The sequence below is a fragment of the Blastococcus sp. SYSU DS0539 genome, assembly GCF_054050855.1.
Genome location: NZ_JBJHAF010000016.1, coordinates 24,524 through 39,483, shown reverse-complemented (window position 1 = coordinate 39,483; position 14,960 = coordinate 24,524). Strand labels below are relative to the sequence as shown.

Genomic DNA, 14,960 nt, shown 5'->3' with positions numbered 1-14,960 from the left:
CTGGTGAAAGGCGTCGGCCGGGGCGGTGCGGTGGGCTCCCACCCACCCCACCACCCCGGCCGACGGGTGCGCTACGCGCGGAGTGCTCCGGTCAGCCCGGGTCAGAGCGCGTCGTCGCCGCGCTCCCCGGTGCGGACCCGGACGATCTCGTCGATCGTGGTGACCCACACCTTCCCGTCACCGATCTGGCCGGTCGAGGCGGACTCGACGACGGCGTCCACGACGCGGGCGGCGTCGAGCTCGCTGACGACCACCTCGATGCGGACCTTCGGCACGAAGTCGACCTGGTACTCCGCCCCGCGGTAGACCTCGGTGTGCCCCCGCTGGCGGCCGAAGCCCTGGACCTCGCTGACGGTGAGCCCGGCGACGCCGATCAGCTCGAGTGCGTTCTTGACGTCGTCGAGCTTGAACGGCTTGACGATCGCGGTGACCAGCTTCATGCCGGCGTCCTCTCGTTGTTGCGGGCCTCGGCACGTGCCTGGCCGGCCAGCGGAGCGGTGGAACCGCTGCTGCCCAGGGAGGCGAGGTCGTAGCCCGACTCGGCGTGCACGACGGTGTCGATGCCGGTGACCTCGTCGTCCTCGGTGAGGCGGAAGCCCATCGTCTTCTGGATAAGGAACCCGATGACCAGCGTAAGGACGAAGGAGAAGGCCAGGACGGCCACCGCCCCCACGACCTGGCGCCAGAGCTGGTCGACGCTGCCGCCGAAGAACAGGCTCTCCACTCCCGCGGGGGCGTCCGGATCGGCGAGGAAGCCGATGGCGATGGTGCCCCACAGGCCGCCGACCAGGTGGACGCCGACGACGTCGAGCGAGTCGTCGTAGCCCAGCTTGTACTTCAGGCCCACGGCGAGGGCGCACAGGGCGCCGGCGATCACGCCGATGACGATCGCGCCGATCGGCGAGACCGCCGAGCAGGCCGGCGTGATGGCCACCAGACCGGCGACGACACCGGAGGCTGCACCGAGCGACGTCGAGTGACCGTCGCGGAGCTTCTCCACCACGAGCCAGCCCAGGATCGCCGCGGCGGTGGCCACCAGCGTGTTCACCCAGACCACCGAGGCGGTGTTGTCGGCGGCCAGCGCGGAGCCGGCGTTGAAGCCGAACCAGCCGAACCACAGCAGCCCGGCGCCGATCATGACCAGCGGCAGGTTGTGCGGGCGCATCGCCTCACGGCCGAAGCCGCGCCGCTTGCCCAGCACCAGCGCGAGGGCCAGGCCCGCCGCACCGGCGTTGATGTGCACCGCGGTGCCGCCGGCGAAGTCGATCGCGGCCAGGTCGTTGGCGATCCAGCCGCCGACCACGTCGTCGCCGTCGAAGGCGAAGACCCAGTGCGCCACCGGGAAGTAGACGACGGTCGCCCAGATGCCGGCGAAGACCATCCACGCACCGAACTTGGCACGGTCGGCGATCGCACCGGAGATCAGCGCCACGGTGAGGATGGCGAAGGCGGACTGGAAGCCGACGAAGGCCATGCTCGGGAGCGCCGCGTCGGTGTCCTCCATCAGGCCGGCGAGCCCGAAGAACTCGAAGGGGCTGCCGAGGAGGCCCCCACCGATGTCGTCCCCGAAGGCCATCGAGTAGCCCCAGAGCACCCAGAGCACGCTGATCAGCGCCAGGGCCCCGAAGCTCATCATCATCATGTTGAGGACGCTCTTCGCGCGGACCATGCCGCCGTAGAACAGTGCCAGGCCTGGGGTCATCAGCAGCACGAGCGACGCACTGATGAGGATCCAGGCGGTATTGCCGGTGTCGAGCACGGCAACCTCCTGTGTCGGGTCGTCGGCCGGGCGGCCGTATCGGTGGCACCCCGCCGTCGGTGCGGGGAGGGGCGATGCGGCGTTCACCGTGCCGGGCCGTTGTTTCCGGCGACGTCGGCATCGCGTTTCCGGGTCGTGAACTCCGCAGCGCGTGTCCGGCCGCTGCGTTGCGGGCATGTTGCGGCGCCCGGATCGGGCCCCGGGCGGACGCCGGCGGGTCGCTAGTTGCAAACTGTGTGCAATAAGGTCGGTGACGTGCACGTCCCCGATGGCTTCCTCGACGTCCCCACCTCCGTGGCCACCGGCGCGCTGGCCGCCGGCACGGTGGCCCTGGCCCTCCGCCGGTCGCGCGCCGAGCTCGACGACCGCACCGCGCCGCTGGCCGGGCTCACCGCGGCCTTCGTCTTCGCCGCCCAGATGGTCAACTTCCCGGTCGCGGCCGGCACCAGCGGCCACCTGATCGGCGGCGTGCTGACCGCGGTGCTCGTCGGCCCGTGGACGGCGATCCTCTGCATGACCGTCGTGCTGCTCGTGCAGGCCGTGCTGTTCGCGGACGGCGGTCTCACCGCCCTGGGCACCAACGTGACGCTGCTGGCGCTGGTCGCCGTCGTCGTCGGCTACGGGGTCTTCCGCGCCCTGGCGGCGGTGTTCCCCCGGACCCGCGCCGGGGTGCTGGCCGCCACCGGAGTCGCGGCCTTCCTCTCCGTGCCGGTGGCGGCGCTGGCGTTCGTGGGCCTGTTCGCCGTCGGCAGCACGGTGGACGTCCCGCTCGGCACGGTCGCCGCGGCCATGACCGGCGTGCACCTGCTCATCGGCCTGGGCGAGGCGGCCATCACCGTCGCCGTCGTCGGCGCCGTTCTGGCGGTGCGCCCCGATCTGGTGCACGGCGCGGCCCGGCTGCGGACGGCGACCGTGCTGGCCGGCCGGCCCACCACGGTCGCCGAGGTGGCCCGGTGACCCGCCGCGGACGCACCCTCTGGATCGCCGGCGTCGTCGCCGCGCTGCTCGTCGCGGGGGTGCTGAGCTGGTACGCCAGCTCCTCCCCCGACGGGCTGGAGCACGCCGCCGAGCAGGCCGGGTTCGCGCACAGCGCGGCCGACAGCGCGACCGCCGGCTCCCCGCTGGCCGACTACCTGGTCGACGGCGAGGAGAGCCGCCTCTCCGCGGGGGCCGCGGGCGTCATCGGCGTGGTGATCACCCTCGCCCTGGCCGGCGGGCTGACCCTCGTCCTCCGCCGGCGCGGCACCCCCGCCGACCGCACCTGACGTGGGGGCGGCGCACGGGGGCACGCTGACGGCCCGCTACCTCCCGGGCAGCACCGCGGTCCACCGGCTGGCGCCGCACGCCAAGCTGGTGTCGGTGCTGTCCTTCGCCGTGGTCGTCGTCGCCACCCCGGTGCACGCCCCGTGGGCACCGGCCGCCTACGCCGGCTACCTGCTCGCCGTGCTCACCGTCGCGGCCGTGGCCGGCGTCGGTCCGGGCCGGCTGGTGCGGGGCCTGGTCGTGGAGGTGCCCTTCGTCGCCTTCGCCGTCCTGCTGCCGTTCGTGGCCGGGGGGCCGCAGGTCGAGGTGCTCGGGCTGTCCCTCTCCCGGACCGGCCTGGCCGCCAGCGGCGGGCTGCTGGCCAAGGCGACGCTGTCGATCCTGGCCGCCACCGTCCTCGCGGCGACGACGGAGCCGCGCGCGCTGCTGCGCGGCCTCGAGCGGCTGCGGCTGCCGCAGGTGCTCGTGCAGATCCTGATGTTCATGATCCGCTACGCCGACGTCGTGGGCGGCGAGCTGCACCGGATGCGGGTGGCCCGGGAGTCCCGCGGCTTCACCGGCGGCGGCCTGCGCGGCCTGCGGGTGCTCGGCGCCACCGCCGGCGCCCTGTTCGTCCGGTCCTACGAGCGCGGCGAGCGGGTGCACCTGGCGATGCTCAGCCGCGGCTACCGCGGCAGCATGCCCACCGGCCCGGTGGTCCCGCTGGGCGCGCGGGAGTGGGCGGTCGCCCTCAGCCTGCCCCTGGTGGCGGCGGCGGTGCTGCTGGCGGGGATGCTGCTGGGGTGACCGCGCCCCCGCCGTCCCTCCTGGTCGAGGACCTCGCCTTCGCCTACCCGGACGGGCACCAGGCGCTGTTCGGCGTGGACCTGCGCGTGGAGCGCGGCGAGCGGGTCGCGCTGCTGGGCCCCAACGGCGCGGGCAAGACGACGCTGGTGCTGCACCTCAACGGCATCCTCCGGGCCGGCCGCGGACGGGTGACCGTCGCCGGGCTGCCGGTGGAGAAGCGCTCCTTGCAGGAGATCCGCCGCCGTGTCGGCGTGGTGTTCCAGGATCCCGACGACCAGCTGTTCATGCCGACCGTCGGCGAGGACGTCGCCTTCGGCCCGCGCAACCTCGGCCTGCCCGAGCCGGAGGTCGCCGCCCGCGTGGCCGCGGCGCTGGAGCAGGTCCGCATGGCCGACGCCGCGGACCGCCCTCCGCACCACCTCTCCTTCGGGCAGCGCCGCCGCGTCGCGGTCGCCACGGTGCTGGCCATGCAGCCGGAGATCGTCGTCCTCGACGAGCCGTCCTCGAACCTGGACCCGGCCGGCCGCCGGGAGCTCGCGGAGGTGCTGGCCGACCTCCCGGTCACCCTGCTGATGGTCACCCACGACCTCCCCTACGCCGCCCAGCTGTGCCCGCGGTCGGTGATCCTCGACGGCGGCACCGTGGTCGCCGACGGGCCGACGCCCGAGCTGCTCACCGACGCCCCGCTGCTGGCCGCCCACCGGCTGGAGCTGCCCTACGGCTTCTCGCCGGCCGGCTGAGCTCACACCTCCCCGACGAGCCCCTCGGCGAACGCCCTCGGCTCGAAGGGCGCCAGGTCGTCAGGGCCCTCCCCCAGCCCGATGAGCTTGACCGGGATGCCCAGCTCCTGCTGGACGCGGACCACGATGCCGCCCTTGGCGGTGCCGTCGAGCTTGGTCAGCACCACGCCGGTGACGGTCACCGCCTCGGTGAACACCCGCGCCTGGACGACGCCGTTCTGCCCCGTGGTCGCGTCCAGCACCAGGAGCACCTCGGTGACCGGCGCCTGCTTCTCCACGACGCGCTTGACCTTGCCCAGCTCGTCCATCAGCCCGGACTTGGTGTGCAGCCGCCCGGCGGTGTCGACGACGACGGTGTCGACCTCCGCCTCGACGCCGGTGCGCACCGCCTCGAACGCGACGGCGGCGGGGTCGCCGCCCTCCCGGCCGCGGACGGTCAGCACGCCCACCCGCTCGCCCCAGGTCTCCAGCTGGTCGGCGGCCGCGGCGCGGAAGGTGTCGGCGGCGCCGAGCAGGACGCTCTTGCCGTCACCGACCAGCACGCGGGCGAGCTTGCCGACGGTGGTGGTCTTGCCGGCGCCGTTCACCCCGACGACCAGCACCACGCCGGGGCGTCCCTCGGAGCGGGCGGTGCCCAGCGAGCGGTCGAGGTCCGGGCCGAGCACGGCCGTCAGCTCGCGCACCAGCAGCTCGCGCAGGTCCGCACCGGACGCGGTCGCCAGCACCATCGACTGGGTGCGCAGTCGCTCCACGATCTGGGTGGTGGCGGCGACGCCGACGTCGGCGGCGAGCAGGGTCTCCTCGACCTCCTCCCAGTCGTCCTCGGTCAGCTTCTCGCGGGCCAGGACGGTGAGCAGGCCGCGGCCCAGCGAGGACTGCGAGCGGGCCAGCCGCGAGCGCAGCCGCACCAGCCGGCCGGCCGAGGGCAGCGGGGTGTCGAAGACCAGCCCCGGCTCGGGCTCGGCCGGGGGCAGCTCGACGGCCGGCGGCGCATCGGGCACGACCGCGTCGGGCTGGTCGGCGGTCGGGAGGCCCAACCCGGAGGCCGTGGCGCCGGTCGGCCGCGGCTGGTCGACCGGTGGCGCCGGCGGTCGCGGCCGGGTGAGGGTCGTGCCGCTGACGGCGTCGTCGTCGAGGCGCGTGGTCCGCCGGCCGCGGCCGACGAGGAGGCTGACGCCGAGGATCAGTGCGACGACCAGGATCGCGATCGCGATCAGCACGAATTCCATGGGCCGAGTCTCCCAGCCCGCGCAGACGGCCTTCCAGCGGACACTGCGGCGGGATACAGGTTCATGGGCCAGGCTGTGGGCATGTCCGTCCCCGACCGGTCGTCCCCCGAGCTCCTGCTCGGCCCCCTGCTGCGGCACGTCGACCCGGTCTCCGCCACGGTGTGGGTCGAGACCGACCGGCCGTGCACCGTCGACGTGCTCGGCCGCAGCGCACGCACGTTCTGCGTCAGCGGCCACCACTACGCGCTGGTCGTCGTGGAGGACCTCGAGCCCGGTAGCACCACGCCGTACGAGGTCCGGCTCGACGACGTCCGGGTGTGGCCGCCCGAGGAGTCGGCGTTCCCGGCGAGCCGGATCCGGACGCCGGGTGGCCCCGGTGCGTTCCGGCTGGCCTTCGGCTCCTGCCGCTACGCCAGCCCGCACACCGTCGAGGCGTCCGAGGGCATCCCCCCGGACGCCCTGGACCTCTACGCCAAGCAGGTGGCGGCCCTGCCGGAGGACCGGTGGCCCGACGCGCTGGTCCTCCTCGGCGATCAGGTGTACGCCGACGAACTGAGCACGCACACGAAGTCGCTGCTGCACCGCCGGCGCGACCGCAGCGCCGAGCGCCGGGCCATGGACGACCAGGTCGCGGACTTCGAGGAGTACACCCGGCTCTACTACGAGTCCTGGCAGGACCCCCAGGTGCGGTGGCTGCTGTCGACGATCCCGTCGTCGATGATCTTCGACGACCACGAGATGATCGACGACTGGAACACCTCGGCGGCCTGGCGGGCCACGGCCTCGCAGGAGCCCTGGTGGCGCGGGCGGATCACCGGCGGCCTGATCAGCTACTGGATCTACCAGCACCTGGGCAACCTCAGCCCGCAGGAGCTGGCGGAGAACAAGACCTGGCAGGCGGTCCAGGGCATCAGCGCCGACGACCCGACCCGGGACGCCGAGCCCCTGCTGCGCGAGATGGCCGAGCTGGCCGACGCGGAACCGGCGACGATCCGGTGGAGCTTCGTGCGGCACTGGGGCGACGTCCGGCTGATCATGGTCGACAGCCGGGCCGGCCGGGTGCTGGAGGAGCAGCACCGCCGGATGCTCGACGAGGACGAGTTCGCCTGGGTGGAGGCGGCGATGCGCCGCGCCGTGGACGAGGGCGTGGAGCACCTGGTCGTCGGCACCTCGCTGCCCTGGCTGCTGCCGCACGCGATCCACTACCTGGAGCGGTGGAACGAGACGCTCAACGTGCGGCACCACGGCCGCTGGCGCGGCCGGATCGCCGAGGCGATCCGGCAGGCCGCCGACCTGGAGCACTGGTCGGCCTTCGGGCACTCCTTCGAGCGGCTGGGCGCGGCGCTGACCGCGGTCGCCCGGGGCGAGCACGGCCGGGCTCCCGCCACGGCGCTGGTGCTCTCCGGCGACGTCCACCACGCCTACGCCGCCGAACTGGTGCGTCCCGGGGGACTCCGGTCGCGGGTGCACCAGCTCACCGTCTCCCCGCTGCACAACCAGGCGCCGCATCCCATCCGCGTCGGCTTCAAGATCGGCTGGAGCCGGGCGGCGCGCCGGTGGACCGAACGCCTGGCGCGGCTGGTCAAGGCCGAGCCCACCGGCCTGGAGTGGGACAAGAAGGCCGGGCCCTACTTCGGCAACCAGATCGGTGAGCTGGTGCTCAGCGGCCGGGAGGCCCGGTTCCTGCTGTCGGTGTCGGAGCGGGGCGACGAGCACCTGCGGCAGGTGCTCGACGAGCCGCTGTCCGACGGGTGACAGGCTGGGACGCATGACTGGTGCGCACGGGGGGAAGCCGGCCCCCGGTCCCGACCAGCCCCCGATCCCGGTGCGGCTGGTCACCTTCAACACCCACCACGGTGTGGGCGCGGACGCCCGGCACGACCTGCCCCGGCTGGCCACGCTGCTGGCCTCGGTGGACGCCGACGTCATCTGCCTGCAGGAGGTGGACCGCCACTACGGCGCCCGGAGCGAGGACGTCGACCAGGCGCTGCTGCTCTCCCGGGCGCTGGACATGCAGCTGGCGTGGGGGCCGGCGATCGACGAGGAGCGGCCCGGCGACCAGCCGCCCCGGCAGTACGGCAACGCGCTGCTGTCCCGGCTGCCGATCCTGATCAGCGACGTGCACCCGCTGCCCGGCCGCGGCGAGCCCCGCAGCGCGCTGCGGACGATGGTGGAGCTCGACGGCGGCGCGCTGTGGATCACCGCGACCCACCTGACCACCCGGTCGGCCGACGAGCGGGCCGCGCAGGTCGCCACCCTGGCCGGGCTGCACACCGAGTCGATGGAGACCGGCGTCCTGGTCGGCGACTTCAACACCGAGCCCGACGCCCCGGAGCTCGACGTGCTGCGGCAGCGGTTCACCGACGCCTGGCGGCTGGCGCGGGCCCGCGACGACCAGGCGGGCTGGCGGTTCTGGCAGGCCGACGCCGGCAAGACCCATCCCGCGCGGTCCCCGCACCGGCGGATCGACCAGGTGTGGGTCTCCTCCGGGGTCGCGGTTGCCGGCGCCTACGTGCTCGACGCCGAGGGCGCCTCGGACCACCTCCCGGTCGTCGTCGACCTGGAGGTCCGCAGCGGCGTCTAGGCGGGTCAGGCGGATTCGGCCTCGCGGAGCCGCTGGCTGATGACGCCGGTGATGCCGTCGCCGCGCATGCTCACGCCGTAGAGGGCGTCGGCGATCTCCATCGTCCGCTTCTGGTGGGTGATGATGATCAGCTGCGAGGTGGACCGCAGCTGCTCCACGAGCACCAGCAACCGGCCGAGGTTGACGTCGTCGAGCGCCGCCTCCACCTCGTCGAGGACGTAGAACGGCGACGGGCGGGCGCGGAAGATCGCCACGAGCAGCGCGACCGCGGTCAGCGAGCGCTCACCGCCGGACAGCAGCGACAGCCGCTTGACCTTCTTGCCGGGCGGGCGCGCCTCCACCTCCACGCCGGTGGTGAGCATGTTCTCCGGGTCGGTGAGCAGCAGCCGGCCGGAGCCCCCGGGGAACAGCGTGGCGAAGACCTGCTCGAACTCCCGGGCGACGTCGGCGAACGCCGCGGCGAAGACGTCGTGGATGCGCCCGTCGACCTCGCGGACGACGGTGAGCAGGTCCCGTCGGGTGTTCTTGAGGTCCTCCAGCTGGGTGGCGAGGAAGGTGTGCCGCTCCTCGAGCGCGGCGAACTCCTCCAGGGCCAGCGGGTTCACCTTGCCGAGGGTGGCGAGGTCGCGCTCGGCGCGGGCGACCCGCCGCTCCTGCACCGCCCGGTCGTAGGGCCGCGGCTCGGGCACCGGCTGCCCGGCGGCCTCGGCCTCGGCGACGAGCTGGGGCGCCGGGGGCACCGGCGTCGCCGGGCCGTACTCCCCCACCAGCGTCGGCAGGTCGACGCCGAACTCCTCGGCGGCGCGGGTCTCCAGCGACTCGATGCGGTACCGCTGCTCGGTGCGGGCCACCTCGTCGCGGTGCACCTCGTCGGTGAGCCGGTCCAGCTCCGCGGTGGCCGTCCGCACCCGGCCGCGCACCTCCAGCAGCTCGGCCTCGGAGGAGCTCCGGGAGGACGCCAGCGCGTCCCGCTCGGCCGCGGCCCTGGTCAACGAGGAGCCCAGCGCCACCAGCGCGGCCTCGGCGTCGGCGCGCACCGCGGCCGCCACCGCCGCCCCGCGCTCCCGGGCGACCCGCGCCGCGGCGGCCCGCTCCCGTGCCGCCCGCTCCTGCCGGGCCTGGCGGCGCAGCGACTCGGCGCGGCCCTGCAGCGCGCGCGCCCGCTCCTCGGCGGTGCGCACGGCCAGCCGCGCCTCGGTCTCGGCCTGCCGGGCCGCGGCCACCTCGGCCCGCAACCGGTCCCGGTCCTCGGTCGGCGGCTCGTCCGCCACCGGAGCGGCCTGGGCCTCGGCGAGCCGGGCCTCCAGCGTGGACAGCGCCGTCGTCGCCCGCTCCAGCGACTCCTCCGCGCGCACCCGGGCGGCCGCGTGCCGCTCGGCCTCGGCGGCGGCGGACCGGGCGGCCGCGCCCAGCTCGGCCAGGGCGGCTGCCTCGGCGGAGCGGCTGCGGTCGGCGGCCTGCCGCGCGGCGAGCGCGGTCTCGACGTCGGCGGACCGGTCCTGCGCGGTGCGCCGCGCCCCGGCCAGCTGGTCGGCGAGCTCGGCGGCGTGCGCGGTGGCGGCGGTCAGCTCGGCGCCGGCCTCGTCGACCCGCGCGCGCAGCTCCAGGTTCGACGGCGCGTCGGTCTGCCCGCCCAGGGCCCAGTCGGCGCCGAGGAGGTCGCCGGTCGCGGTGACGGCGCGGACCCGGGGATGGGTGCGCACCAGCCGGACGGCGGCGTCCAGGTCGGGCACCAGGGCGACCCGCTCCAGGGCGCGGGCGAGGGCGGGCTGCAGCGGTCCGGGGGCCTGCACCGCGTCCAGGGCCCAGCGGGCGCCGTCCGGGAGCTCCGGCCAGCCGTCGCGCGGAACCGGGGGCAGCCCCCCGGTGACGAGCAGCCCGGCGCGCCCGCCACCGGTGCCGGTCAGGTGGGCCAGCGCGGCGGCGGCCTCGGCCACGCCGGAGACGACGACGGCGTCGGCCATGCCCCCGAGCGCGGCGGCGACGGCGACCTCGTCGCCGGGGGCCACCGTCAGCTGCTCGGGCAGCGGTCCCACCACGCCGGCCAACCCGGCGCCGAGCACCGCGGCGGCGCCGTCGGGCGGGGTGAGCCCGAGGGCGAGGGCGTCCCGGCGGGCCTGCCACGAGGCGCGGTCGCGCTCGGCGGCCCGCTCGGCCTCGGCGAGCTCGGTCACCCGGCGGGCGGCCGCGGTGTGCGCGGCGACCGCGTCCTCGTGCGCCGCGACCAGCGCGACGTCGCTGTCCTCCTGGTCGGCGACCTGGCCCCGGCGGTCGGCCAGCCGCTCGGCAGCGACCTCCGCGCGGTCGGCCGCCTCGGCGGCGGCGAGGGTCAGCCGGTCGATCTCGGCCTGGCCGGCACCCACCCGCGAGCGCGCGGCGGCGACCTCGCCGGACAGCCGGGCGAGGCTCTCCCGGCGGTCGGCGAGGGCGCGGGCCGCCGCGACCCAGGCCTTCTCCGCCTCGGCCAGCGACCGCTCGAGGTCGGCGCGGCCGGCCACCACCCGGGCCAGCCGTTCCCGCTCGGCGGCGAGCCCGGCGGCGAGCTCGGCCTCGGTCGTGGCGACCCGGTCGGCCTCCGCCTCGAGGTGCTCGGGATCGCGGCCGGTCGCCGCCGCCGGAGCGGCGGCGGAGAGGTGCCGGTGCCGCTCGGCGGCCAGCTGGGAGACGCTGCGGAAGCGCTCCCCGAGGGCGGAGAGCCGGTACCAGGTGTCCGAGGCCGCCTGCAGCCGTGGCGCCCCGGCGGCGAGCTCGCTCTCCAGCTGCGACTCGCGCCGGGCGACGACGGCGAGGTCGCGCTCGACCACGGCCCGGCGCTCGCGGGCCGCCGTCTCGTCGGCGATGTCCCGGTCGAGGGCGTCGCGCAGCTGCACGAGGTCGTCGGCGAGCAGCCGGAGGCGCGCGTCGCGGAGGTCGGCCTGCACGCCGGCCGCGCGGCGGGCCACCTCGGCCTGCCGGCCCAGCGGCTTGAGCTGGCGGCGCAGCTCCGCGGTGAGGTCGGCCAGCCGGTCGAGGTTGGCCTGCATCCCGTCGAGCTTGCGGAGCGCCTTCTCCTTGCGCTTGCGGTGCTTGAGGACGCCGGCGGCCTCCTCGACGAAGGCACGCCGGTCCTCCGGGCGCCCGGAGAGGACGGCGTCGAGCTGGCCCTGACCGACGATGACGTGCATCTCGCGGCCGATGCCGGAGTCGCTCAGCAGCTCCTGGACGTCGAGCAGCCGGACCTTGTCGCCGTTGATCTCGTACTCGCTCTCGCCGGAGCGGTACATGCGGCGGGTGATCGACACCTCGGTGTACTCGATCGGCAGCGCGCCGTCGGAGTTGTCGATGGTGAGGGTGACCTCGGCGCGGCCGAGGGCGGGGCGGCCGGCGGTGCCGGCGAAGATGACGTCCTCCATCTTGCCGCCGCGCAGGCTCTTCGCGCCCTGCTCGCCGAGGACCCACGAGATGGCGTCGACGACGTTGGACTTGCCCGACCCGTTGGGGCCGACGACGGCGGTGATCCCGGGCTCGAGCCGCAGCGTGGTGGCGGACGCGAAGGACTTGAAGCCCTTCAGCGTGAGGCTCGACAGGTGCACGGGAAGAGGACTCTAGCCCCGGAACCGCGTGGTCAGGGGAGCGGCGGGGCCGGTGGTGCGGGTGGGACGCGGCCGGGCGCCGTGCCTCAGGCGAGCGCGGGCTCGGCGCTGTCGCCGGCCAGGGAGAGCAGCTCGTGGGCGATGGCGGCGTCCCGCTGGGCGCGCAGCTCGGCGAGCTCGAGCTCCAGCCGGCGGACCTTGGCGCGCAGGACGGCGTTCTCGTCGGCTACTCGGAGTTCCGCGGGGGTGACGACCGAACCGAACAGGGCCTTGGCCATGGCTGTGACGGCCTTTCGAAGCGAGAGGGGGTGACCGGCGCCCCGGTGAACGGTCGGCGCGGGCTGGGTTCCCCCAGGGTGACACCAGCCGATCCGCAGGTCAACGGCGGCCGCACGGTGCGACCGTGTCCGGGTGATGTCGTCTTCGTCACGTCCGGGTGACGGGTTCAGGCCTTCCGCCGGGACCGCGGACGGGGCTGGCAGGCCGGGCAGCTGTAGCTGGAGCGGTTCATGAAGGACTCCCGGACGACGGCCGTGCCGCACCGCGGGCAGGGCCGGTCCTGCTGCCCGTAGACGGCCAGGTGGCGGGAGAAGTAACCGCTCTGCCCGTTGACGTCGACGTAGAGCGAGTCGAACGACGTGCCGCCCTGGGCCAGCGACTCCCCGAGCACGTCGCGGACGCCTTCCAGCAGCGCGGCGACCTGCGGGCGGGTGAGCTTGTCGGTGGGCCGGGCGCCGTGCAGCCGGGCCCGCCACAGCGCCTCGTCGGCGTAGATGTTGCCGACCCCGCCGATCAGCGTCTGGTCCAGCAGGGCCCGCTTCACCTCGGTGCGGCGCCGGCGCAGCGCGGCGGTGAACCCGTCGACGTCGAAGGACGGGTCGAGCGGGTCGATGGCGATGTGCGCCAACCGGCCGGGCACCCCGTCGCCGTCCGCCTCCTCGACGGCCAGCCCGCCGAAGGTGCGCTGGTCGACGAAGCGCAGCTCGCGCCCGCCGTCGGTGAAGGTGAACCGCGCACGCAGGTGGGCCTCGTCGGGCGCCGAGCGCTTCTCGACCAGCAGCTGCCCGCTCATGCCCAGGTGACCGACCATCGCCCGGCCCGAGGGGGTGCCGTCCGGCTCCTCGAGCGGCAGCCAGAGGTACTTGCCGCGCCGGTGGGCGGCGGTGAAGGTGCGCCCGGTGACCGCCTGCACGAAGTGGTCGGCGCCCTCGAGGTGCCGCCGGACGGCCCGGGGGTGGTGCACCTCGACGGTCGCCACGGTCCGGCCGGCGACCCACTGCTCCAGGCCCCGGCGCACCACCTCGACCTCGGGCAGCTCCGGCACGGGGCCTACTCCTCCGAGAGGGCGCGCCAGGCGGCCTCGGCGGCCTCCTGCTCGGCGGCCTTCTTGGTCCGGCCGGTGCCGGTGCCCCGGACGATGCCGGCGAGCAGGACGGCGGCGCTGAACGTCTTGGCGTGGTCGGGGCCCTCGTCGTCCACCCGGTAGAGGGGTGCCCCGAGGCCCTGGGCGGCGCCGAGCTCCTGGAGGCTGGTCTTCCAGTCCAGGCCGGCGCCCCGGGTGGCCGACTCGACCAGCAGCGGGTCGAACAACCGGTGCACGACCGCCGAGGCCGTCTCCAGCCCGCAGCCGAGGTGGATCGCACCGATGAGCGCCTCGAGGGCGTCGGCGAGGATCGAGTCCTTCTCCCGGCCGCCGGTGGTCTCCTCGCCGCGGCCGAGCAGCAGGTGCGGGCCGAGCCCGCCGTCGCCGAGCCGGCGGGCGACCTTGGCCAGCGAGGTCATGTTGACCACCGAGGCACGCAGCTTGGCCAGCTGCCCCTCGGGGAGGTCCGGCTGGCTGCGGTAGAGCTCGTCGGTGACGACCAGGCCGAGCACCGAGTCGCCCAGGAACTCCAGGCGCTCGTTGGTCGGCAGGCCGCCGTTCTCGTACGCGAACGACCGGTGGGTGAGCACCAGGGACAGCAGCCCGTCGGGCAGCTCGACGCCCAGGGCGTCGGTCAGCCAGGCGGCGGCCCGCTCCGCGTGCTCCTCGCCACCGGGGGCGGCCACCGGGGAACGGCCGTCGGCGGCACCCTCGGAGGGGTGCTCGGCGGCCGTCGTCCCCACGGCGGTCACGTCCGGTGGATCAGACCGAGAGGACCTGGCGACCGTCGTACTGGCCGCAGGTCGGGCACGCCTGGTGCGGGGGCTTGAGCTCGCCGCAGGCACGGTTCGGGCACGGCGACAGGGTCGGCGCGGTGGCCTTCCACTGCGACCGGCGCATGCGGGTGTTGGCGCGCGACATCTTCCGCTTCGGAACGGCCACGATCAGTTCTCCTCTGGGGTGGTGGATCCGCCGGGGGTGCCCGGCGAGGAAGCAGTGGTGCCGAACTTCGCCGCGAGGCCCGCCCAGCGGGCGTCGACGACCTCGTGCGAGTGATCGGCGGGGAGGTCGTCCAGGCGCTGACCGCAGTCGACGCACAGGCCGGCGCAGTCCTCGGTGCAGACCGGCGCCAGCGGGAGGCTCAGGACGACGACGTCGCGGGCGAGCGGCTCCAGGTCGAGGAAGTCGCCCTCGATCCGGCGGACCTCGTCCTCCTCGCTCGTCGCCTCGGTGGTGCTGCCCGAGTAGGCGTACAGCTCCTGGACGTCGAGGCGGAGCACGTCCTCGATCGGCTCGAGGCAGCGCGCGCAGGAGCCGGCGACCGGGACCGAGAACTCGCCGGTGACCAGCACGCCCTCCATGACCGACTCCAGCCGCAGGTGCAGGTGGACGTCGGCGGCCTCGGGCACGCCGAGCAGCTCGACCCGCCAGTCGCCGGGGGCCGGCGCGGTGCGGTCCAGCTCCTGCATGGACCCCGCCCGCCGGCCCAGCTCCCGGAGGTCGACCTTCCATGGGTTGGCGGAGGGACGCCGGTCCTCGTGAGGAGCGGCGCCGGAGCGGTTCGGCGAAGCAGCAGGCATGTCAGTACTCGCGGTCGGGAGCGGGGAGGGTGGCCGGCCCGGGCGGAGACCACGGGAGTCGGACCAGGGATCGAGACTACCCGA

Annotated in this window: 15 protein-coding genes; 6 read left to right on the top strand and 9 right to left on the bottom strand. The window is 75.1% G+C overall.

What is annotated here, in order from left to right; genetic code table 11:
* Window positions 1-101: 101 nt before the first annotated feature.
* Together ACI790_RS17885 and ACI790_RS17880 are read right to left on the bottom strand one after the other, a co-directional pair.
* Window positions 102-440: a P-II family nitrogen regulator gene (locus ACI790_RS17885; RefSeq protein ID WP_456571137.1), complete on the bottom strand. Its 339-nt coding sequence runs from the start codon at window positions 438-440 to the stop codon at window positions 102-104.
* A complete protein-coding gene (locus ACI790_RS17880) occupies window positions 437-1,759 on the bottom strand; it encodes an ammonium transporter (protein ID WP_456571136.1) in 1,323 nt (440 codons plus the stop codon). The genes ACI790_RS17885 and ACI790_RS17880 overlap by 4 nt, the downstream gene beginning before the upstream one ends.
* Window positions 1,760-2,014: 255 nt before the next feature.
* Between ACI790_RS17880 and ACI790_RS17875 the strand changes: the two genes are divergently transcribed.
* Genes ACI790_RS17875 through ACI790_RS17860 form a run of 4 tightly spaced genes read left to right on the top strand, consistent with a single transcriptional unit; the run spans window position 2,015 to window position 4,548 of the window.
* The gene (locus tag ACI790_RS17875; protein WP_456571135.1) at window positions 2,015-2,716 is read left to right on the top strand and encodes an energy-coupling factor ABC transporter permease; all 702 of its coding nucleotides are present in this window, start codon (window positions 2,015-2,017) and stop codon (window positions 2,714-2,716) included.
* Window positions 2,713-3,024: a PDGLE domain-containing protein gene (locus tag ACI790_RS17870; RefSeq protein WP_456571134.1), complete on the top strand. Its 312-nt coding sequence runs from the start codon at window positions 2,713-2,715 to the stop codon at window positions 3,022-3,024. The genes ACI790_RS17875 and ACI790_RS17870 overlap by 4 nt, the downstream gene beginning before the upstream one ends.
* A gap of 1 nt (window position 3,025) precedes the next feature.
* Window positions 3,026-3,808 carry a cobalt ECF transporter T component CbiQ gene (cbiQ, locus tag ACI790_RS17865; protein WP_456571133.1) on the top strand — a complete coding sequence of 261 codons (783 nt, stop codon included), beginning with the start codon at window positions 3,026-3,028 and terminating at the stop codon, window positions 3,806-3,808.
* The gene (locus ACI790_RS17860; protein ID WP_456571132.1) at window positions 3,805-4,548 is read left to right on the top strand and encodes an energy-coupling factor ABC transporter ATP-binding protein; all 744 of its coding nucleotides are present in this window, start codon (window positions 3,805-3,807) and stop codon (window positions 4,546-4,548) included. Before cbiQ ends, ACI790_RS17860 begins: the two co-directional genes overlap by 4 nt.
* Window positions 4,549-4,550: 2 nt before the next feature.
* Here ACI790_RS17860 and ftsY read toward each other — a convergent pair whose 3' ends face one another.
* Window positions 4,551-5,777, bottom strand: a complete 1,227-nt coding sequence (ftsY, locus tag ACI790_RS17855; protein ID WP_456571131.1) for a signal recognition particle-docking protein FtsY — start codon at window positions 5,775-5,777, stop codon at window positions 4,551-4,553.
* An 81-nt stretch (window positions 5,778-5,858) separates the two neighbouring features.
* On the opposite strand from ftsY, the gene ACI790_RS17850 reads away from it, so the two are divergent.
* Both ACI790_RS17850 and ACI790_RS17845 read left to right on the top strand, forming a co-directional pair.
* Window positions 5,859-7,532: an alkaline phosphatase D family protein gene (locus ACI790_RS17850; RefSeq protein ID WP_456571130.1), complete on the top strand. Its 1,674-nt coding sequence runs from the start codon at window positions 5,859-5,861 to the stop codon at window positions 7,530-7,532.
* 13 nt (window positions 7,533-7,545) lie between these two features.
* Entirely contained in the window at window positions 7,546-8,361 is an 816-nt protein-coding gene (locus ACI790_RS17845) for an endonuclease/exonuclease/phosphatase family protein (RefSeq protein ID WP_456571129.1), read from the top strand.
* Between the two features lie 5 nt (window positions 8,362-8,366).
* Here the strand turns inward: ACI790_RS17845 and smc are convergent, their stop codons facing one another.
* The 6 genes from smc to ACI790_RS17815 form a co-directional block, all read right to left on the bottom strand.
* Entirely contained in the window at window positions 8,367-11,933 is a 3,567-nt protein-coding gene (gene smc / locus ACI790_RS17840) for a chromosome segregation protein SMC (RefSeq protein ID WP_456571128.1), read from the bottom strand.
* A gap of 86 nt (window positions 11,934-12,019) precedes the next feature.
* Window positions 12,020-12,211 carry a hypothetical protein gene (locus tag ACI790_RS17835; RefSeq protein ID WP_456571127.1) on the bottom strand — a complete coding sequence of 64 codons (192 nt, stop codon included), beginning with the start codon at window positions 12,209-12,211 and terminating at the stop codon, window positions 12,020-12,022.
* A 167-nt stretch (window positions 12,212-12,378) separates the two neighbouring features.
* The gene (mutM, locus tag ACI790_RS17830; RefSeq protein ID WP_456571126.1) at window positions 12,379-13,257 is read right to left on the bottom strand and encodes a bifunctional DNA-formamidopyrimidine glycosylase/DNA-(apurinic or apyrimidinic site) lyase; all 879 of its coding nucleotides are present in this window, start codon (window positions 13,255-13,257) and stop codon (window positions 12,379-12,381) included.
* Window positions 13,258-13,262: 5 nt separating this feature from the next.
* Window positions 13,263-14,048, bottom strand: coding sequence for a ribonuclease III (gene rnc / locus ACI790_RS17825; RefSeq protein ID WP_456571125.1), 786 nt, complete (start codon window positions 14,046-14,048; stop codon window positions 13,263-13,265).
* Window positions 14,049-14,058: 10 nt separating this feature from the next.
* Entirely contained in the window at window positions 14,059-14,238 is a 180-nt protein-coding gene (gene rpmF / locus ACI790_RS17820; protein ID WP_014377519.1) for a 50S ribosomal protein L32, read from the bottom strand.
* Between the two features lie 2 nt (window positions 14,239-14,240).
* Window positions 14,241-14,876, bottom strand: a complete 636-nt coding sequence (locus tag ACI790_RS17815) for a YceD family protein (protein ID WP_456571124.1) — start codon at window positions 14,874-14,876, stop codon at window positions 14,241-14,243.
* Window positions 14,877-14,960 lie beyond the last annotated feature (84 nt).